This is a genomic window from Aquimarina atlantica, from assembly GCF_000626715.1.
Taxonomy (GTDB): Bacteria; Bacteroidota; Bacteroidia; order Flavobacteriales; family Flavobacteriaceae; genus Aquimarina; species Aquimarina atlantica.
Genome location: NZ_AQRA01000001.1, coordinates 544067 through 564166, shown reverse-complemented (window position 1 = coordinate 564166; position 20100 = coordinate 544067). Strand labels below are relative to the sequence as shown.

18 protein-coding genes are annotated in these 20100 nt (G+C 32.3%); 10 read left to right on the top strand and 8 right to left on the bottom strand.

The window, feature by feature from the left end; genetic code table 11:
- Nucleotides 1–10: 10 nt before the first annotated feature.
- The 8 genes from ATO12_RS02465 (at nucleotide 11) to ATO12_RS02425 (ending at nucleotide 11712) form a co-directional block, all read left to right on the top strand.
- Nucleotides 11–1297 carry a M20 metallopeptidase family protein gene (locus ATO12_RS02465; RefSeq protein ID WP_034238313.1) on the top strand — a complete coding sequence of 429 codons (1287 nt, stop codon included), beginning with the start codon at nucleotides 11–13 and terminating at the stop codon, nucleotides 1295–1297.
- Nucleotides 1298–1369: 72 nt separating this feature from the next.
- On the top strand, nucleotides 1370–3022 hold the full coding sequence (locus ATO12_RS02460; RefSeq protein WP_034238312.1) for a S41 family peptidase: 1653 nt from the start codon (nucleotides 1370–1372) through the stop codon (nucleotides 3020–3022).
- 386 nt (nucleotides 3023–3408) lie between these two features.
- Nucleotides 3409–4584 (top strand): BspA family leucine-rich repeat surface protein, encoded by a 1176-nt coding sequence (locus tag ATO12_RS24555; protein ID WP_051575549.1) that lies wholly within the window; start codon nucleotides 3409–3411, stop codon nucleotides 4582–4584.
- A 783-nt stretch (nucleotides 4585–5367) separates the two neighbouring features.
- On the top strand, nucleotides 5368–5994 hold the full coding sequence (locus ATO12_RS02445) for a helix-turn-helix domain-containing protein (RefSeq protein ID WP_034238309.1): 627 nt from the start codon (nucleotides 5368–5370) through the stop codon (nucleotides 5992–5994).
- Between the two features lie 104 nt (nucleotides 5995–6098).
- Nucleotides 6099–7568, top strand: a complete 1470-nt coding sequence (locus ATO12_RS02440) for a serine hydrolase domain-containing protein (protein ID WP_051575548.1) — start codon at nucleotides 6099–6101, stop codon at nucleotides 7566–7568.
- Between the two features lie 9 nt (nucleotides 7569–7577).
- Nucleotides 7578–8684, top strand: a complete 1107-nt coding sequence (locus ATO12_RS02435) for a serine hydrolase domain-containing protein (protein WP_034238307.1) — start codon at nucleotides 7578–7580, stop codon at nucleotides 8682–8684.
- A gap of 1059 nt (nucleotides 8685–9743) precedes the next feature.
- Nucleotides 9744–11087: an AAA family ATPase gene (locus tag ATO12_RS02430; RefSeq protein ID WP_034238306.1), complete on the top strand. Its 1344-nt coding sequence runs from the start codon at nucleotides 9744–9746 to the stop codon at nucleotides 11085–11087.
- Complete coding sequence (locus ATO12_RS02425) at nucleotides 11074–11712, top strand: RloB family protein (RefSeq protein WP_034238305.1); 639 nt, start codon at nucleotides 11074–11076, stop codon at nucleotides 11710–11712. The genes ATO12_RS02430 and ATO12_RS02425 overlap by 14 nt, the downstream gene beginning before the upstream one ends.
- A 733-nt stretch (nucleotides 11713–12445) precedes the next feature.
- On the opposite strand, the gene ATO12_RS02420 is transcribed toward ATO12_RS02425, so the two are convergent.
- The gene (locus ATO12_RS02420) at nucleotides 12446–13021 is read right to left on the bottom strand and encodes a DUF4251 domain-containing protein (RefSeq protein WP_034238303.1); all 576 of its coding nucleotides are present in this window, start codon (nucleotides 13019–13021) and stop codon (nucleotides 12446–12448) included.
- A gap of 235 nt (nucleotides 13022–13256) precedes the next feature.
- On the opposite strand from ATO12_RS02420, the gene ATO12_RS02415 reads away from it, so the two are divergent.
- A complete protein-coding gene (locus tag ATO12_RS02415; protein WP_034238301.1) occupies nucleotides 13257–14465 on the top strand; it encodes a multidrug effflux MFS transporter in 1209 nt (402 codons plus the stop codon).
- Between the two features lie 15 nt (nucleotides 14466–14480).
- On the opposite strand, the gene ATO12_RS25850 is transcribed toward ATO12_RS02415, so the two are convergent.
- The 3 genes from ATO12_RS25850 to ATO12_RS25630 form a co-directional block, all read right to left on the bottom strand.
- Entirely contained in the window at nucleotides 14481–14639 is a 159-nt protein-coding gene (locus tag ATO12_RS25850) for a hypothetical protein (RefSeq protein WP_165583313.1), read from the bottom strand.
- A 136-nt stretch (nucleotides 14640–14775) separates the two neighbouring features.
- Nucleotides 14776–15039 carry a carboxypeptidase regulatory-like domain-containing protein gene (locus ATO12_RS02410; RefSeq protein WP_034238299.1) on the bottom strand — a complete coding sequence of 88 codons (264 nt, stop codon included), beginning with the start codon at nucleotides 15037–15039 and terminating at the stop codon, nucleotides 14776–14778.
- Nucleotides 15040–15111: 72 nt separating this feature from the next.
- On the bottom strand, nucleotides 15112–16203 hold the full coding sequence (locus tag ATO12_RS25630) for a trypsin-like serine peptidase (protein WP_117589993.1): 1092 nt from the start codon (nucleotides 16201–16203) through the stop codon (nucleotides 15112–15114).
- Nucleotides 16204–16456: 253 nt separating this feature from the next.
- Between ATO12_RS25630 and ATO12_RS24550 the strand changes: the two genes are divergently transcribed.
- Nucleotides 16457–17044 (top strand): YceI family protein, encoded by a 588-nt coding sequence (locus tag ATO12_RS24550; RefSeq protein WP_051575547.1) that lies wholly within the window; start codon nucleotides 16457–16459, stop codon nucleotides 17042–17044.
- A gap of 46 nt (nucleotides 17045–17090) precedes the next feature.
- Here ATO12_RS24550 and ATO12_RS02395 read toward each other — a convergent pair whose 3' ends face one another.
- Genes ATO12_RS02395 through ATO12_RS02380 form a run of 4 tightly spaced genes read right to left on the bottom strand, consistent with a single transcriptional unit; the run spans nucleotide 17091 to nucleotide 20096 of the window.
- Entirely contained in the window at nucleotides 17091–17633 is a 543-nt protein-coding gene (locus tag ATO12_RS02395) for a 4'-phosphopantetheinyl transferase family protein (protein WP_034238297.1), read from the bottom strand.
- Nucleotides 17630–17884, bottom strand: coding sequence for an acyl carrier protein (locus ATO12_RS02390; RefSeq protein WP_034238296.1), 255 nt, complete (start codon nucleotides 17882–17884; stop codon nucleotides 17630–17632). Before ATO12_RS02390 ends, ATO12_RS02395 begins: the two co-directional genes overlap by 4 nt.
- A gap of 42 nt (nucleotides 17885–17926) precedes the next feature.
- The gene (locus tag ATO12_RS02385) at nucleotides 17927–19201 is read right to left on the bottom strand and encodes a beta-ketoacyl-[acyl-carrier-protein] synthase family protein (protein WP_034238294.1); all 1275 of its coding nucleotides are present in this window, start codon (nucleotides 19199–19201) and stop codon (nucleotides 17927–17929) included.
- Nucleotides 19194–20096, bottom strand: coding sequence for an alpha/beta hydrolase (locus ATO12_RS02380; RefSeq protein ID WP_034238293.1), 903 nt, complete (start codon nucleotides 20094–20096; stop codon nucleotides 19194–19196). Before ATO12_RS02380 ends, ATO12_RS02385 begins: the two co-directional genes overlap by 8 nt.
- Nucleotides 20097–20100 lie beyond the last annotated feature (4 nt).

The window sequence follows — 20100 nt, the reverse complement described above, 5'->3', positions numbered from 1 at the left end:
AAAATATATCATGAAAACACAACTTATAGTCATACTTCTTTTAGTAACTACCGCAATACTTTCTGCACAATCAGGTACAAATATTGGTAGTTATCAACAAATTGAAAAACAAGCTGATGCCATCTATAGCAGCTTAGTTAAAATTAGAAGGGATTTACATATAAACCCAGAAATATCGAAGCAGGAAAAAAGAACTTCTCAAATTGTAGCAGAATACTTAAAAAATTTAGGATTAGAAGTTAAAACTAATGTTGGAGGATATGGAGTTGTTGGAATCCTAAAAGGCGGTAAAAAAGGAAGAAAAATAGCTTGGAGAGCAGATATGGATGCTATAAAAACAGATGAAGCAGATGTTGTAGATTTTAAATCCAAAAATAAAGGAGTAAGACATATTTGTGGTCATGATGTGCATACCACAATTGGTTTGGGTATTGCTAATGTTCTATCGCAACAAAAGGAAAATTTAGAAGGTACCGTTTACTTCATTTTTCAACCTGCAGAAGAAACCTTTACAGGGGCAAAGGATATGATAAAAGATGGCCTTTTCGACATTATTAAACCAGATGAAATCTATGGATTGCACATTGGCCCTGGTCCATCAGGAGAGATTAATGTTAAGGCTAATGAGTTATTTGCTTATCAAAAATCACTTAATATAAAATTCAAGCCTGGCGCCGATGCAAAAGAGTTAGAAAACTTTATAAATACTATATTCAAAAGTTTTGCTCGTAATATAGAACAGAATGGCTCAATCTGGGACATTATAAATAAGATTTCAGATTCTAAAATAGGATTGACTAGCAAAGAAACAATTTTTAAAGATTACTTCATTTTACAGGGGGTAAGGTTTGATAAAGGTGAAGAAACTAATGTATACAATGTTAGTTTTCTTGAAACTGATGTAAAAAAAGTGAATAGTATACCTCTTGAAATAAAAAAGAAAATCCTTAACTCTAAATTTAAAGATGCTTTTATCTCCATCGAATATTCAAAAGATTATTCAGGAACTCCTGTAAATGATGCTAAACTTACAAAGATTGCATCACAAACAATTTCTGATTTTTATAATAAAGAAATGTTTAGACCACTGTACGGTCAAGCTCCTTATTTTGGCGAAGATTTCCTTTACTATCAACAAAAAGTGCCTGGAGTATTCTTTTTTATAGGAGGATCTAATATTGAAAAAGGTATAAGTTCTATGCCCCATACACCAAATTTTGCTGTAGACGAAACCACCATAAAACACGGCGTGCAATCTTTTGCTACTTTACTCTTAGAAAGAGTAAACAGTAAATAAAATAATCACTTTTAATTCATCAAATGTATAATCAAAACTCCTGAAACAAATTCAGGTTAAAAAAATAACATCATGAAAAAAATACTAATTATACTCAATCTGTTTCTATTTACGCAACTATGGTCTCAAGAGGCTTTAACCAAAGTACAATGGCAAGAAGATCTTCGTTTTATTCAAAATACTATACATAACGATTATTCACATCTTTTTGTTAAAACAACTAAGGAGATTTTTGATACCGAAGTAGAAACACTATACAATGACATTCCGAATTTACAAGAACACGAAATTATTGTTGGGATTTCTCGACTTGTGTCTTTATTCAAATATGGGCATACCTATATTAGTTTTCATCAAAAGCCTTTTGAATTTTCACAATTGCCTTTCAATTTATATGAATTTAATGATGGAATTTATATTCAGGGAGCACACAAGAACTACCCAGAAGCCGTTGGTGCAAAAGTCATAGCGGTAGAAGGGAAGCCAATTTCAGAGGTTTTAAAAGCAATTGAACCGACAGTAGAAGTAGAAAATTCACAATATTTTAAAGCCTACGGTATTAATAATATACGATATCCTGAAGTTTTACATGCTCAAAAAATTACAAAAACCCTTCAAAATAAGGTAGCACTTACATTAGAAAAAAATGGCAATATATTTACCCAATCCTTTACTGTATTGGCTAAAGGAGAACGTGTGCCTACACACCGTGGGTATGTACATCAAGATGAAAATTGGTTAGATGCAAGAGATCAATCAACAACACCTTTATATTTACAACAGCTAGATAAGGTTTACTTCTCAGAATACTTAGCCAAAGAAAAGACGATGTATGTTAGACATAGTAGAATAGCAGATGAAGCCGAAGAAAGTACAAAGGATTTTTATGCTCGTGTTTTTAATGAAATAGAAACTAACGATACCGAAAAGTTAATTATTGATCTGCGTTTAAATGGTGGAGGAAATAACTATTTGAATAAAGATGTTATAAAAGGCCTTATTAAAGCCGAAAAAATAAATAAAATAGGAAAGTTATTTGTTATTATCGGAAAACGAACCTTTTCTGCTTGCCAAAACCTGGTTAATGAAATAGACAATTATACCAATGTTATTTTTGTCGGAGAGCCCACAGCAGAAAATGTTAATTTTTGGGGAGATAACCGCCCAGTAACACTACCAAACAGTGCTATTAATATCTCTTTATCATATTTATGGTGGCAAGATAAACCGGCTTTAGAAAATGCAGATTGGATAGGTCCCAGTATTCCGGTTACTATGAGTTTTGATGAGTATGCAAGTAATCAAGACCCTGTATTAGAAGCAGCGTTAACTTTTAATGTACAGGATTTTAAGCCTAAGCCAATGGATTATGTCGTAAGCTTATATTTATCTGGGCAAACACAAAAATTGGGAGAAGAACTTCCTAAAATGATCCAGGACCCACTTTATGCGTTTTGTGATTTTGAGACAGAGCTAATTAAACTAGGAAACATTTTATTACAAAGTGGTCGTGTACCACAGATTCAGGCTTCCACTCAAGTATTTTCTATGGTTTTACAACTATTTCCAAATTCTGCAAATGCCTATAAACATCTAGGGGAATCGTACATCTCATTACAAGATCCTATTAAAGCAAAAGAAGCACTCAAAAAGGCCATTTCTATAGATTCTGATGGTGATATAAGTAAAGTTGCTAAAGAAGCACTTTTGAAAATAACAAATTAGTCAAAATCAAATAAAGGCTTGATCAGAGTGGTTGGAAATCGTGTATAAAAATTAAAATGCCAGTTATGGCATTTTAATTTTTATAAAACACAAGAGTGAATGTATCGTCAGGTCAATTGAAAACCTCAGTCCATAAATTCAAAATAGGGTTCTATTGATTTATCATTACACCCTAACGTTTAAAATTATAGATTAGTCATTTCATAACATTTAACATCATCTAACCTTAAAGGTTTTTTAATCGAGCTATTTGATTAAATGGTAGAAAAGTATATAGGGGAAATTCTTAACTAAAAAGGTGATGATCCTGTAAAGATAAAAGTTAGCTTTTTCTAGAAGGTTGATAGTGGAAATTATTTAAAAAAATAAAAAAACTTGTTATAAACATGAAAAATCTAGCAAAATTTCTTGTACTGTTTTTTGTGCTTACTGCATTCTTAAATTGTAGTAACGATGATGATCCAAAGATAGCTCAAAACAATATTCCTGTTATAAATAACCAAAGCTTTACTGTAGTTGAAAATATAGCTGATAATATACCAATAGGTTCGATTGAAGCCAGTGACCCAGATGGCGACACACTAGTGTTTAGTATTAGCGCTAATGATGATAATCTTTTTGAAATTAGTGATGAGGGAATACTAAGCCTTGATGATTTGAAAGTTTTAGATTATGAAACCTCTCAAAGCCATACCATTACTGTAGTGGTTACCGATGGTAAAACTACAGCCGAGGCTATAGTAACTATAAATCTAACCGATGTAGACGACACTTCTTTTGTAACTACTTGGCAAACCACTAGTAGTAATGAAATGGTAATCATACCTACACGGTCAACAGAGTTTACCTATGATTACACTATAGATTGGGGTGATGGCACAACTCAAACCGGCAGAACAGCTGATGCTACCCATATTTACTCTAATACAGGTATCTATACCGTGAGCATCAGTGGTACCTTTCCAGCAATAGTTCTTTCTGATAACAGTACTTCTCAAGGCCAGTTACGTACGGTAGAGCAGTGGGGTATTATAGGGTGGCAAACAATGGAGGCTGCTTTTGTAGGAGTAAACACTCTGATTATAAATGCTGTTGATGCTCCAGATCTTTCTCAAGTAACAGATATGTCTAGTATGTTTTTTGCTGTCAATACCCTTCTTAATGGAAATTTTAATACCTGGGACACCAGTAATGTAACTAATATGGATTCTATGTTTGGAAATTCTTCATTCAACCAAGACATCAGCAGTTGGGATGTAAAAAATGTAACCGATATGCGTTCTATGTTTAGAGGAACTCCGTTTAATCAAAATATTGATACTTGGGATGTAAGCAATGTGGTAAATATGTTCTCTATGTTCAGAAATTCCTCATTTAATCAAGATATTAGTAGTTGGAACGTGAATAATGCGACTAATATGGGTTCTATGTTTAGAGATACACTATTTAATCAAGATATTGGAAGTTGGAATGTAAACAACGTGATATTGTGTGATAATTTTGCTTCTAATTCACCACTTACTACTTTCAATACACCAAATTTTATGAATTGTACACCTTAGTATATCTGGAAATGATTAGTAGGTGCTCTAAAATTATTCTTTACTAGAATACAAAAAACCGTTTTACTTCAATGAATACATTTATACTATAATGTTCTGCGTTATTTAACTATGCTTTGGTAAAAAGCTTTTATAAGTACTAATCTTCTTTATTTTTTTTCTTCCTAAATGTTTCTTAAAAATATAATGGAATACTCTTTGCCCGAAGCGACGATAAGAGCGAAGTGGGAATGTGTATGGAATGTTTACTATTAAATAATCAATACTAATTTATATTACTATCTTCGTTAATTTTATGGATTTAATAGTAGATTTTTTTTTAATTGTAGGTATTATATTAAACCTTTTTGTTTTAATTGGCTTAATACGTCTTAAGCAAAAAAAATTATCTCAAAAAATATTAATATTATTTTGGGTATTTGTCTTAGTAAATATACTTCACTCATATTCTGCATTACATAATATTAGAGGGTTAAATAGAATCACATTTATTTTTGAAGATGGCTCTAGATTTATACTAGCACCTCTAATTTACCTATATTTTAAATCTCTTTTTTTTAAGCACACAGATTTTGTTAAAAAGAATTTAGCTCACTTCATTCCATTTTTAGTCTATTTTATTATCTACACAATCCCTAGGTTTGTTAATATATTTACGGAACCAGACACTTTTACACACCTTTATACAATTTACAAGTATGTTAATTTGGCTTTAGTAAAAGACCTGTTCTTTATCTTTTACTGTGTACTGTCTTTAAAATTGTTTTATCGCGTTAAAAAACAATGAAGCATCATTATTCTACCATAAAAGAAAAAGATTTCTCTTGGTTAGAACTTTTCTTATTGAGTATGACTGCTGTAATTTTTATAGATTTAATAATTACATTATCAGAAATTTTCTTCAATTATAATGTTTTTTGGGACGATTTTATCACACTCACATTTCTCATCATAGCGATGGTTATTTTGGGTTATAATGGGCTAAAACAATCCACTATTTTTTTGCCTTATTTTTTAATTGAAAAACAAGATAAAAAAACTGAATATGTACCAAATCCTAATAATGTCTCAGGAGTTTTAAAATCAAAAATTAAAGGCATTCTTAAGGAGAAAAAACTATATCTAAATCCTGAATTAACTTTAAGAATATTATCAGAAGAAATAGATTTATCAGAAAGAAAACTTTCTACATTTTTGAATACTGAAATGCAAATTACATTTTACGATTTAATTAATTCGTATCGCATTAAAGAAGCAAAATCCAGATTGATGTCCGATGAATACAATAAATATACAATGGAGGGAATAGGTGAGTCCTGTGGGTTTAAATCAAGAAGTACCTTTTTTAAGATTTTTAAAAAAGAAACGGGTCTTTCACCTTCAGCTTTCAAGAAGAATAGTATTAAGTAGTCTTTTTGTAAGCAAAGAGACTAAATATGAATTATAAATTATCTTAAAAAATAAATTTATTGATTCTTTGCATTCGATTTATTCATCAATTAAAATCAATCACATTGAAACAGACATTTTTAATTCTATTCTTCGTTTTTAATTTTCTTTCGTGTAAAGAAACAATAGAGAACGACTCAAAAAGTGCCATTTTAGACCCAGCCATTGCACATCGTGAAAACGTTGTCAATAATTTAAAACCGTTTTATTATATAAAAAATCAGATGCAACCACAACGTGTTGAAGATTTGATGGAACAATACAAAGTCCCTGGATTACGCATTGTTTTCGTAGATAAAGGAGAAATATCTTGGTCAAAAAGTTATGGTTATGCAAATCTTAAAGACTCAATAAAAGTAGATAAAAACACTGTTTTTACAGGTGCTTCATTAGGAAAACCAGTTACTGCAATGGCTGCTTTAAAGTTGGTAGAACAAGGGATTCTTAATTTAGATGAAGATGTAAATAAAAAATTAAAAGGCTGGAAAGTACCTGTAAACGAATTCACACAGAAAGAAAAAGTTACAGTTCGCAGACTTATAGGGCACACTTCTGGCTTTAATAGATATTACGGTCCAAATTATATGCCTTATGAAACGTTACCAACTATAGAACAAACTTTAAAGGGAGAACAGCCATCAAAACACCCTGCTGCTAAATTAGTAGCGGTACCAGGTTCAAAATACATTTATTCAAATCCCGGATATTTAGTTTTAGAAAAATTATTAGAAGATGCAACAAATAAAAAGTTTGAAGATGTAATTGACGAATTGGTTTTAAAACCATCAGGAATGAAAACGACTTCTTTTATACAACCAATTCCTGAACGTCTTTTGGCAACAAAAGCTACAGGATATTCAGCAAATTTACAGCCACAACCATATAATATCATTACGTTTAAGGCAGCTGGTGGAATTTGGACTACTCCAGATGATTTGGCAAGATTTACACATAAATTATTAACAGACCACAGTAAGGGTACAAACACCTTAATATCAAAAGAAATGACCAATAGAGTATTTAATAGAGATGGAAACCTTGATAAATTAGGCTTTACCTTATTGAATTGGAAACAGGATTCAGATGATATTGTATTTAAACATACAGGGCAAAATTATGGTTTTACGTCCGTTATTTTTGGTTCAGTCAAAAAAGAACAAGCAGTAGTAATCATGGCTAATAGTGTGAATACAGAAGATTTGTTTAATTATATTCAAAGAGCTGTAGCCGAAGAGTATAATTGGGATTATTTTAAGCCATCAGCCTATGAAATTTATGATACTGCTGATAAAGATTTTAGCAGTTATGCTGGTCAATATGATTGGAAAAATCACTTTGTTGTAATTACTAACGAATACAAAAAATTATTTATTCAAATTGACAATGAAAGACACCAACTTATTCCTGTAGAAGAAAATACGTTTCTAGCAACTAATATTTCACTTTTAGTGATATTTCCAAAAAAACCTGGAAGCAGTCTAGTGTTTTTAGATAAAAATGGAGATTACTCTCGGGTAAACAAAACCTACAAATAAATTTGAAAAATGAAAAAAACTTTATTTATAATAGTCCTATTTAGTATAGCATTAGTTTCTTGTAAAATTAAACCGACTACAAATTCAGAAACATTTATTAAGTCTTTTAATGGTAATCTTATCTCTAAATCTACAATGGATACTTTTATCAAAAACCAAATGGACTCGCTTCAAATACCAGGACTTTCTATCGCTTTTATTAATGATAATAAAATAGTGTATCACAATGCTTTAGGAGTGAAAAATATTGAAACACAAGAAAAAGTAAATAATGCTACAATTTTTGATGCTGCATCAATGTCTAAAACCGTATTTAGTTTTTTTGCTATGAAAATGGTAGATGATGGTTTATTTGATTTAGACACACCTTTATATAATTATATGGAATATCCAGATATTGCTTATGATGAACGTTATAAATTAATTACTGCTAGAATGGTTTTATCACATACAAGTGGATTCCCTAATTGGAGATATCTTGATGAACAAGGAAATTATAATCCTAAAGGTAAATTGACTATACAATTTGAACCAGGTACTAAATATCAATATTCAGGAGAAGGTTATGAATATTTAGCTAAAGTTATTGCTCATTTAAAAGGAATTGAAAAAAATGAATTACAAGATTTAATTAAAATAACAATTTTTACGCCTCTCAAAATGAAAAATTCTAGTTTTGTTTGGAATGACTATATTGAAAAACATCGTGCTGACGGCCATTTTAGAGGGGAATTAAATAAAGGATATGGCAGTAGTACCAAAGACCCTGATTTTAAAGCATCTGCAAGCTTACAAACAGAATCTAAAGAGTTTTCACGCTTTTTGTTAGCGCTTATGAATACTAAAATACTATCAAAGAAAAGTCACAAAGAGCTTTTAAAAATTCAATCAGCAAAACTAGCTACTAAAAAATCAAAAGAACAAAAATATGGATTAGGAATTGCCATAGAAGATTCTGATTATGGCACTAATTTTTCACACGGTGGGGATAACTTAAGTCATACAGCATTGTATATGTTTAATTTAGATAAAAAAGTGGGTTATGTGTTTTTTACCAATTCAGAGCATAGAAACAAGTTTCAAAAAAACTTACTTGATTTTCTTTTAACTTATTAAAAGTCAATATAAATATTGATATTTTGCATTTTTACCAAGATGTAGCAATGGCAAACCGGCCTCAGAAAACTTTGGTTAAAACACGAGATATAATGATTGCTCCAGTGGAGGAATTATTATAGCTGCGAGATGATGCGGCCGGATAATGATAGTAGTACTATTGATTAAACAAAACGTTATAAATCGCCAACACGCCAGCTCGCTCACAAAATCAAAAGTCTACTAGACTTTCAATTTTATGCCGTCTAAAATATAGCGATTGAGCCGTGATTGTTCCCAAAGTTTTGTGCAGCCTTGATACTTCGGCAAGCTCAGCACAAGTTTTTTTGTTCTTTTGTCATTTACCCTGAGTTTATCGAAGGGGCAAGACAAAAAGATATGCAAGCCCTTAGGATGTTAAATCTGCGTTCTGCAGATAAGCATGTGCATAGACGAGTTTACGAAATTGATCCTGTGAATCAATTTTGTAAAGCTGCGAGATGATGCGGCTGGATAACGTTTGCAGAGATGCAAATCATAAATGCTAAAAATGCTTATGCGGGAACCTTCACGAGAATCGCGTAAAAACTTTTTTCACGTATATTTTATCAAATACCCGATTTATAAGCTACCTAAACGTCTTAAAATAATTTTAATGACCCCAGTAGCTACGATCACTTGTAACGGGCGTGTCGCCAAACGGCTGTGACATATATCTGTCGATATAATATGCTGGCGCGTAATTATATCTGATATTATATCAAATACGCGGTATTCGCCGTTTTGCTTCAATAAATACATTTGTACTATAATGTACTTGCGTTATGTCACTTTGCTTTGGGAAAAGCAAAGTTTATTACTTCTACATATTCTTTAAAAGTTTTCTAACGAAAAGTTTCTTTAAAAAAGATAATGTAACACTTATTGCCCGTTCGACGTGTTCCCTGAGCTTGTCGAAGGGATAGGAGAGTAGGGGAATGTGTGTGGAATGTTAATTAAAACGAAAAAATCGTAATATAATTATTTAATTTGTTATATTTATATATATTTATCCATAGTTAAAACGAAAAAATCGTAATAATGATACTTAGATATAATATTTCTAATTTTCTTTCTTTCAACGATACCACTGAATTCAACTTATTTATAGGTGATTATAGAAGATTTGATAATCATGTTTATAAATTTAAGGATTTAGATATCCTAAAACTTACTTCAATTTATGGAGCAAATGCAACAGGTAAATCTAACTTAGTAAAAGCTTTTGATTATCTAAGAGATGCTGTTTTGGAAGATGATCTCACAAAATTAAAAGTTCCTTCATTTAAAGGAAATGAAGATAAACCTACCGAACTTGAAATTGAATTTATCACTAAGAATACGGCTTATATTTATGGTTTTGAGCTGCTTAGGGATAATATCATTAAAGAGTATTTATATTATTCGGGAATCAGTAAAAAAGACACATTGATATTTGATCGAGAAGTTGACAAAAATGGAGTAAGTAAAATTGAAGTAAATAAAAAACTTTTAAAAACTAAGAAGTTTCAAATATTAAAGGATCATTATGAAGAAAGGGTTAATAGTAATCAATTGTTTTTAAATTTAATAGGTGATATTGATCTTGGGGATTTATCAAATGAAATTGAGGCTGTTATAAAATGGATGATAAAGATGCAAGTTATTTTCCCAACATCTAAACCCCAATATTTGGTTTCAAATCTACTTAATGAACCTTCTTTTATGGACTTCACTAGAGATATGCTATGTAGTTTTGATACTGGAATAAAAAACTTACATATTAAAGAGTTTAATATAAGTGAATATTTTGGGGAAGACGATAAAGACTTGGTGAATGATTTAATTGAAGATCTTGAAAAAAATGATGGAGAGGACATACCTTTATCTGTTGATATGATTGTTACTTTAAAAGAAGGAGAGCCTGTAGTTAAAAGATTGTATGTTGAACATATTGGATTTGGAACAAATAATTTGTTTTCCTTTAATGAGGAATCAGACGGCACAAAGAGGTTAATAGAATTTATGTCAATGTTATACAATTTGATTGTTAAGGAAGGTGATTTTAGTGTTTATATAATTGATGAGATAGGAAGAAGCATTCATCCATCTTTACTTAAAGAATTTTTATCAAAATTGTCAAGAGAAGATCAAATCAAAGGGCAACTAATTTTTACAACTCATGAATCTAATCTACTAGACTTAAACATGTTAAGACCTGATGAAATTTGGTTTGCAGAGAAAAATAGAGAACGTGGTAATACTGAGTTTAAAACACTCGCAGAGTTTAAAAAAATAAGGCCCGACTTAAATATCAGGAAGGGATATTTAAACGGCCGATTTGGAGGAATTCCAATACTAGCAAATTTTGATGATCTAAACTGGACAGAATATGCCTCCAATTAAAAAAACGAATAGGTCGTATAAAAAAGGTGAACCCTTTAGAGATGCCAGAAAATTTATATTAATATGCGAAGGAGAAAGAGAAGCGGATTATTTTAATTTTTTTGATAAAAAATCTCAAAAATTAATAGTTAAAACGATCGCTCCTATAGGTGAAAATCAAGGTGAATCTGCTCCAAATAAGCTAATGGAAAGAGCGTCTGAGTATATTGAAGAAAACGGATGGGAAGAAAATTTTGAAGACCAGTTATGGTTTATTCTTGATGTAGATAGATGGGAAAGGGATAGTATAGAAGAAATTAATCAATTGACAAACACCACTTCTAATTGGTTTATGGCAATCAGTAATCAATGTTTTGAAGTCTGGTTATATTACCATAAAAGCGATGTAAAGATTACACCAAATGATTCAGGCCAAATGAAACAATTACTTAACGAACAAACAAATGGGGGATATAAGCTTGAAGTTTATGCTGTTGATATCAAGACCGCTACAGAAAACTCTAGAAACATAGATCAGCACAAAGAAAATTATTTTCCAGATGTTGGCGTTACCAAGTTATACCTTTTAGGAGAAGAGATAATTGGTTTATTACAATTTGTAGATGGCCAAATAAAATTAATTTAACAAGTAACCTTATTATAGGGAATTATTATGTAAAATAGAACCTATGAGTTTTAAAACTGGCCTCAGAAAACTTTGGAGAAAACAATAGGTAAAGGAGCGTCTATATTTTAGAGATTAAGTACTTAGTTTTAATTAAAGTTGCAGATATTCATTGTAGTTTCAATCAATCTTAGGAGTTGGAAAGTTTTCTAAAATATAGCGACTGCACCGTAATTGTTTCCAAAGTTTTATGCAGCCTTGATACTTCGGCAAGCTCAGCACAGGTTTTTTTGTTCTTTTGTCATTTACCCTGAGTTTATCGAAGGGTCAAGAAATTATCTCGTTAGAGTAATTTTATGCTTATGCGGCAACGTCACGAGAATCGCGTAAAAACTTTTATCACGTATATTTTATCAAATACGCGATTTATAATACATCTAAAAGTTTTGCTTTTTTTGGCGTGGGCTATGCGGTTGGCAATTTTAATGACCCAAGTAGCTGATTACTATGAAATAGAATCACTGTGGGATATTTTACATAATACTACATTATAGTTACAATAGAATTAAATACCCGCAAATTGGCTTTTACATAATTGCTGACGATATAGAACACCAGATGGTGTCACTATATCTGCAACTATGTAAAATACTACGTATATGCCAATTTGCTTCAATAAATACATTTGTACTATAATTTATATTATGTAAAATAGAATATTTGTATGCTTCTCTACTATTAATTTTGATTCGGGCTAATTATTGGATACTGCAGTATGATTTTTCTCTTCTAACTTAGATACCATACCTCTATACCGTATCGCCGTTCGGTGATTACTTTGTATCATAATATCACTTCTCAAATTTGGATATAGTGTTACAGCGATTCTAAGCCACTCTGTAGCATTCCTAACTTCAAAATTTATCAAATACCGTTGTTTTTTTTCATTATACGTAACCTTAGTGTGCTCTGGTACACCATCAAATTCAATATTATTATTCCGGTTACTAAACCCTGCAGATATTTGGCGTTCTCCATAATATGGTAAATACACAGAGATACTATCTCCCAGGATTCTAAAATGATTAAAATTTCCGATTAGACTTATATTATTACCTGTACTCCCTATGGGTAATAACCCGCTATTAACCAATGCATTTAAGCCAGTACTCGACGATATTGGAGATGCCCAATCCGATATAATCTCGAGTTTTTTTTGCGCTATTAATTCATCTAAGACTTTACTTTGTTCTGTAGATACCGCCAGATTTTGTGAACTTCCACAACTTATTAGTAAACAGCTTGTAAGTAGTAAAAAAAGAGTTTTCATTTTATGAGAATATGCTAATTATTGCATCAAATAATATACCATTTTTTTAAATATCAACACCATCTTTTAACATAAGTTTCAGTGAATCAGGATGTAAAGCATAATAAACCTTTATTTCTAAGACTAAAAAAAGTAATAAAAACCGAATTGTAACCCACTTTTTCACAGCATTTTTTATGTATTATATAACACTTTTCATAATTCCTTATACTAGCAAATACTCTAATTTTGCCCAATGTTAAAAAAGAAGCTTGCCCAGTTCGAATTTGTAACCCTTATGGCATCTCTAATGTCTATCGTAGCTTTGGCTATAGATGCGCTTTTACCAGCGCTAGATATTATTGGAATTACTATTGGTACCCGGCAAGTTGCAGATAATCAATTATTAATAACCATGATTTTTCTGGGCCTTGGTATTGGTCCGTTAATTTTTGGACCCATATCAGATAGTATAGGTAGAAAACCTGTTGTGTACATGGGGCTACTACTTTTTATTATCGCAAGCTTTATCTGCGTTTTTGCTACAAGCATAGAAATGATGGTATTGGGACGAATTTTGCAAGGTATCGGGTTATCTGCCCCCAGAACCATTGCTATTGCTATGATTAGAGATATTTATAGCGGAGATTATATGGCACGTATCATGTCTTTTATTACTGTAGTATTTCTTTTGGTGCCTATTATTGCTCCTGCGTTGGGTAAATTTGTATTAGATCATTACGATTGGCAAGCCATATTTTATGTGCAAGTACTATTTAGTATACTAATCTCCTTTTGGTTTTGGAAACGACAAGCCGAAACCCTCGAAATCTCAAACCGTATAAAATTTACATCTTCCATTTTTGTAGATGGCCTAAAGGAATTAATGCAATACAAAACAACTATTGGTTATACGCTTATTTCGGGATTTATTGTAGGATCTTTTATGGTATACCTAAGTACTTCTCAGCAAATTTTTGAACAGCAATATCAGTTAAAAGAAGAGTTTCCGTATATATTTGGTCTTTTAGCTATCTCTATAGGTTCTGCTATTTTCTTAAACGGAACACTGGTTTTAAAATATGGTATGGAGAAACTGGTTACCACTTCTCTATTGGCGTTTTTTGCGATTTCGCTTTTATATATTGTATTATTTTACAATTCCTCAAATCCAAGCATAGGTATATTATTGCTTTTCTTCGGAATGCAATTTTTTGCTATTGGGTTCTTATTTGGAAATTTAAGGGCGTTGGCCATGCAACCTATTGGTCATATTGCGGGGATAGGTGCTGCAATCACAGGTTTTGTTTCTACTATCATGGCGGTTCCTATTAGCACTTATATAGGAAGATTTGTTTTGGGTACTACCCTACCTCTATTTATAGGGTTTTTGGTCTGTGCACTACTTTCAATTATAATTCTCGTATATCTAAAAGTATCTGTAAAACAACAACGTGCTGCTTAATTAACAAAGCGATCACTATGCTTTTTTACGATCTTCTGGTATCGATAAATCACCATTTCCTGCAATGGCAAACTGGTCTCTCTTTGATCCGTATCCAAAATTAGAAGATCTACGATATTTATTCTGGAAATCTGCGAATCGTCTTTTTCTAGTGTTTTTTTTTGTATTACTCATAGTGGAAAGTTTTAATGAATCACGCGACTAACAATTAATTCTCTTTCTAAGTTATCATTTTTTTTAATTTTAGTCTACTCATTTGTAGTACTTTATATTTATTTTAAGATACGTACGAACAATCCTTCTTTAGCGATTAGAAAAGCTCTATAAAAATCTCCTGTTCTTCATTTGTATTTAGTAATATCGAAATTTTCCTGTTTGTATACCCTCCTGCCATAATGAGTATATCGTATGCTCCTGGTTCCAGATCGTTCCATAAAAAAGACCCAAAATCATCGGTTACTTGCGCTATATCGACTAACCGCGTCATCCCTGTTATAGTTAAAGTTATCGCTGCTTCTTTTACAGGTTGTTTAGATTTTTGATCTACTATTTTTCCTCTAATTGTAGCTCCCATTACTACTTATATTTGTTTTTAAAGAATGAGCATTCTCTCTTATAAAAATGCTCATTCCTTCTGTTTTGTCTACTATTTATACTTGTTTTTCCAGTTTTTAAGGTTCTTAAACACGGGTTTTGTAATTCGAGTAGCAGAATTACCCAAAGAATAACCATTGGTATGGATTCCTACAGCATAACGTTTACCATTTTTGATTCGCCATACGGGAGAACCACTTTGCCCTCCTGCAGTATCAATATTGTATACTAATGTTCTGGATGTGACTGCTTTAATTTTTCGGGCATGCCACCATTGTGTGCCTGCAGGTTTATCCCCAGGATATCCAGAAAGGTTTACTTTTAATCCTAATAAATCAAAGAAGCCGTAATTTCCGTATCCAAAATATCCTACTTTGTTACCATACTTACAGTTTTTGGGTAGTATAATAGCTCCATAATCATGGCTTCTCTTTTTACTCTTGGTCCATCCTTTAACCGAATGGAAATGAGAAGTTTTACATGATCCGTATGGTTTTTTAGCACCATTTCTTCCTGGAATCACCTCTATACTTTTAGCCCAACCGCCATGCTTATGCATATAAACCACATGACCTGCCGTAATAACTGTTCTGGGACCGATTAGAAATCCTGTACCAATCCAATTGGTACCGTCTTTTGCTTTAATTCTTAAAGAACAGATAGCACGCCAGGGATATTTGGTTGTTCCTTTAATTTGCTTACGATCATCTTTACCGATAACAACTTCCTGCATCATTTTCTTGCCGCTTTCGCTACGCATTAGCATAGCCGCAGTAGGATCTCCAAATTCTGCGTAATATGCATCCAAAAGATGTTCTTCATCCTCTTCTTCGTTTTCTTGCTCTTCTAATACCGAATAGTCGTAGCCCGAAACTTTTTCGAGAGTTCCTTCCTCGGTTTGAGAACCTTCTGTGGTACCACTTTCATTACCTTCAAAAGGAGTTTCGAGGTCTTCAAAATCTTGGTCACTCCCACTATTTTCACTACTCACCTCTAAGTAGTCGTTGGCAGATTCTTCTGTTTCCTCTCCCAAAGTATCATCAAATTCTTCAGATTCTATTGTATCTCCACTCCCTTCAAAAGCCTCTTCAATAACCGTGGTTTCATCAGTAACCTGATCTTCATATATTCCATTTTTCTTCATGATCTGTGTTTTTATAAAATTTGTTATATCAAGAGTTCTTATGCATAGGTTCCCTCTACTTCTTTTTAAATTGCAATTTTATTAAGAGCAAAAGTAAATAGAATCACAATATCTCACAACGGTTAAACAACTGTAAATCAATAGGTTGATTACCTATTGGTTTTATAGTTGAATGATGGTATATAATTGGGGTAAATAAACCCTTGGAATGATTCTTGATTATTTCTAACTTAGTAACATTATAATTATCCCTATGAGAACTTTTCTCTACATATTGATTGGTATTTTGTATGCTCAAGGATTTGGGCAGGATATTATTCCTAATGCCACACAATTACCAACCAGTCCTACTTCTGATTATGCTTTAATCAATGACTATCAAGGCATCGTTTTTGACAAAGAAAAATCAAGAGTTTCTTTTGATTTTATAAAAGATAAAACTTCTGGTACTATTGCAGGTTTAGATTTTAAGATTAATTTCAATCCCAAAGATCCCGAGAACGCAAGTTTTAAGGGCAGTGCCCTTATTAATACACTGGATACCGATAATTTTTTGCGTGATGGACACTTAATGTGGGAAAAATTTTTCTATAGAAAGAAGTACCCAAAAATAAATTTTGAGAGTACTCATGTGGTCGCTTTTGGCACCAATACATATAAAGTTATTGGTAATCTTACTATTAAAGGAATACAAAAAGAAGTGATTATTACATTCTCTCTCGATGATAAAAAATTATTAGGCAAAACTACGATTTACTCTAGTGATTTTGATGTTAATATTCACGACAAACGAGAACAAAATAAATTAGATATCCGTTTTTATTTCCCAATACTTAGATAGTTTTTTTAGTATTTCATTGAAATCTAACTCGATTAATGACAAATTGTTAAATTGAAACGACAAATGCCGAATATGTTCCGTGATGTGTTAGAGACAGTGGTAATTGTATTACTTTTTGATCAATATGTACTAGTGGAATCCCATTACTGTTTTTAGTAAAATGAATCAGAGACGAATCTATATTTAGTTTTTCAGAAATTGTTTCTTTCAACTTAGAACATGCATTCATTGTTTTATCATATACTGAAGAGTGATAATCTTCATTAGATGTCATTGCAATGCTATATACATATTCATTTTGTATCTCTGTAAATGTTTTATAGCTGTAATCATCAACATAAACCTCTCCTTTTGGCGTACATTGAAAATTTTTGGGGTTATACCTTCGAGAAAGGTTAAATCGTCTTTGGTGAGCTTTATATGCCGCCTCTTTCATACTCCAAAACTGCCAGAGTTGTACTTCTGCTTTTCCTGAAGTAAAAATATACTGTTGTTCCTGTTTGGTACATATTTTTTGAAGCCACCCTCTTCTCTGCCAGTTACTCTGGGTTTTGGCTAATTGAAGGTCTACAATATCATTACCGATCATTTGGACGCTAATTTATCTTCTATTACGGCAATTGAAGCCTTTACAGTTAACATTTTCTCCATAGATTCATTATCAATTTCAATATCGAATTCATCCTCTACATCAAGTACTACATCTACCAGGTTGGCTGAATTAATTTCGAGATCCTTTATAAAATCAGTATCTTCTGTAAGAGTTGTGAGCCCTTCTTCATTTTGTACATACGGAGTTATGATGGTTTTTAGTTTAGAAAGTAATTCTTCTTTTGTCATAATTTAATGAGAGTTGATTCAATATTTATTTTGATACTATTTTTACATGTATTTTTTAAAGATAACGCAAGCATTTACATCTCCAAACCCAAAACTAGCTTTTGCGATAATATTAGGAGTATAATCTAATGATTTGGTAGGAATTCGATCTCTGGATACCCATTTTTCTATTTCGGGATGTAAATCTTCACAATTTATATTTCCAAAGATGAAATTCTCTTTCAATTGCAACACCGTTGCTACGCTTTCAATACTACCAGAAGCTGCCAGGCAATGCCCTACCATACTTTTAAGCGAATTGATATACGGAAAATCCTGTCCTTTTCGCTCTAAGGCCATGCACCAATTTTGTATTTCGGCGCTATCCATCGTTGTAGCAGTTAGATGACCATTGATTGCATCAATTTCTCCCGGATCTATTTCTGCATCGGTTACTGCTTTACGAATACAATACTGCACTGCATCGCTATTAGGAGCTGTCATACTTCCACCTTTACGTTGCCCACCGCTATTTACATGTCCGCCCAAAATTTCTGCATAGATTGTAGCTCCTCTTTTTTGAGCACTATCCAGGCTTTCGATAACCAAAGCTCCTGCTCCACTCCCTGGCACAAAACCACTTGCTGTGGCGCTCATAGGACGCGATGCCTCGGTTGGATTATCATTATACTTGTATGGGAGAATACGCATAGCATCAAAGCCTCCCCATACATAAGGACCACTATCACTTGTACTGCCTGCCAGAATGATTTCTGCTTTACCACTACTTATTCGGTCATAGGCCATCAAAATAGCTTCGGTCCCTGTACTACAAGCTGAAGAATTAGTGGTTACTACATTTCCGCACCCTAACATGCCGCCTAAAAAAGCACTAATACCACTGGCCATAGTTTGCGTAACAGTGGTACTACCCAACCGTTTTACCTTACCCTCGTCTACTTTATAAATGGCTTCTCTAAATTTATCGACACCCAATATTCCGGTTCCGAAAATCACCCCGATATCCCAAAGCGGTGTATCAGAATCATTGATAGGTAACTTGGAATCTTTCCAAGCATCCATACCAGCAATAACTCCATATTCCATACCAGAAGCATTTAAACCACGTAGTTGAATTGAGTTAAAGTAATTATTTAAATAAGATTCTTTATACATAGGAAAACCAGCTATTTGACATGAGAAATTAAGGGTTTTTAAATTTTCAATATGCTGTATACCACTTACTCCATTATATACGTGTTTTTTAAATTCTGAAACGTTCATTCCATTTGGAGCAACTACACCTATACCTGTTATAACGACACGTCTTTTATTCATCATCTATAGCCAAATTAATAATCGATATAATTTTCTTTATAGCGGTTTTAGCTTCAGATAGTATGGGTAGTATTGGCCAGATATGTGGCATTCCTTTTCCTGTGATAACCTCTATTACCCCATTACTCTCCTTTACTTTATCTATTAACAATTCTTGATCAGGGGTACATATATCATTTGTAGCTGTAAATAAGTACATTGGCGGAAAATTATTAAAATCACCATACACTGGAGAAATCAGTTGATCTTTTAACGATAATTGACCTGCACACATTTTTTTTGCAGATTTTACCCCTTTTATACTAAGAATAGGGTCTGTTAAATCAATTTTTTCAATTTTTGGATTTGTTAGACTGGCATCCACCATTGGTGTAATCGCTATTACTCTATTTGGCAATTTATGTCCTTCTTTTAGCAACCGTTGCGTAAGGGTCATAATCAAATTTCCACCCACAGAATCACCGATTAAAATGATTTTAGATGGATTATATGTTTTAATCGCTTCAAGATATACTTGATATACGCTTTCTGTTATCGTTTTAATAGTATTTTCCGGCGCTTTTGGGTAATCTACCATCCAGGCATAAGAACGTGCTTGTTTTGCGATCTTAGCGATTGCTATCCAGTTTTCTCGAGTTGGGCCATAAACAAATGCACCTCCATGACAATACAGTAATAAAAAATCTGTATTGGTATTTTTAGGAATAATACTGGTTACTATGCTATTACATATCTTTTTAGTTTTAAAGGCATTACCCAATAAAAGCTTTGTATTAGGAGTATGTATATCTTGTTTCCTTTTTTTATGATAATCAATAGGATCTTGAGACCAGGATTTCTTTTCCCCTTTCAGTTTAAGCACTAGTTTTACTAACAAATATCCTATACTACTCATCTCT

Coding starts and splice junctions, on each gene's coding strand:
- ATO12_RS02465 (WP_034238313.1), top strand. CDS start 11: ATGAAAACACAACTTATAGTCATACTTCTTTTAGTAACTACCGCAATA.
- ATO12_RS02460 (WP_034238312.1), top strand. CDS start 1,370: ATGAAAAAAATACTAATTATACTCAATCTGTTTCTATTTACGCAACTA.
- ATO12_RS24555 (WP_051575549.1), top strand. CDS start 3,409: ATGAAAAATCTAGCAAAATTTCTTGTACTGTTTTTTGTGCTTACTGCA.
- ATO12_RS02445 (WP_034238309.1), top strand. CDS start 5,368: ATGAAGCATCATTATTCTACCATAAAAGAAAAAGATTTCTCTTGGTTA.
- ATO12_RS02435 (WP_034238307.1), top strand. CDS start 7,578: ATGAAAAAAACTTTATTTATAATAGTCCTATTTAGTATAGCATTAGTT.
- ATO12_RS02430 (WP_034238306.1), top strand. CDS start 9,744: ATGATACTTAGATATAATATTTCTAATTTTCTTTCTTTCAACGATACC.
- ATO12_RS02425 (WP_034238305.1), top strand. CDS start 11,074: ATGCCTCCAATTAAAAAAACGAATAGGTCGTATAAAAAAGGTGAACCC.
- ATO12_RS02420 (WP_034238303.1), bottom strand. CDS start 13,021: ATGAAAACTCTTTTTTTACTACTTACAAGCTGTTTACTAATAAGTTGT.
- ATO12_RS02415 (WP_034238301.1), top strand. CDS start 13,257: ATGTTAAAAAAGAAGCTTGCCCAGTTCGAATTTGTAACCCTTATGGCA.
- ATO12_RS25850 (WP_165583313.1), bottom strand. CDS start 14,639: ATGAGTAATACAAAAAAAAACACTAGAAAAAGACGATTCGCAGATTTC.
- ATO12_RS02410 (WP_034238299.1), bottom strand. CDS start 15,039: ATGGGAGCTACAATTAGAGGAAAAATAGTAGATCAAAAATCTAAACAA.
- ATO12_RS25630 (WP_117589993.1), bottom strand. CDS start 16,203: ATGAAGAAAAATGGAATATATGAAGATCAGGTTACTGATGAAACCACG.
- ATO12_RS24550 (WP_051575547.1), top strand. CDS start 16,457: ATGAGAACTTTTCTCTACATATTGATTGGTATTTTGTATGCTCAAGGA.
- ATO12_RS02395 (WP_034238297.1), bottom strand. CDS start 17,633: ATGATCGGTAATGATATTGTAGACCTTCAATTAGCCAAAACCCAGAGT.
- ATO12_RS02390 (WP_034238296.1), bottom strand. CDS start 17,884: ATGACAAAAGAAGAATTACTTTCTAAACTAAAAACCATCATAACTCCG.
- ATO12_RS02385 (WP_034238294.1), bottom strand. CDS start 19,201: ATGAATAAAAGACGTGTCGTTATAACAGGTATAGGTGTAGTTGCTCCA.
- ATO12_RS02380 (WP_034238293.1), bottom strand. CDS start 20,096: ATGAGTAGTATAGGATATTTGTTAGTAAAACTAGTGCTTAAACTGAAA.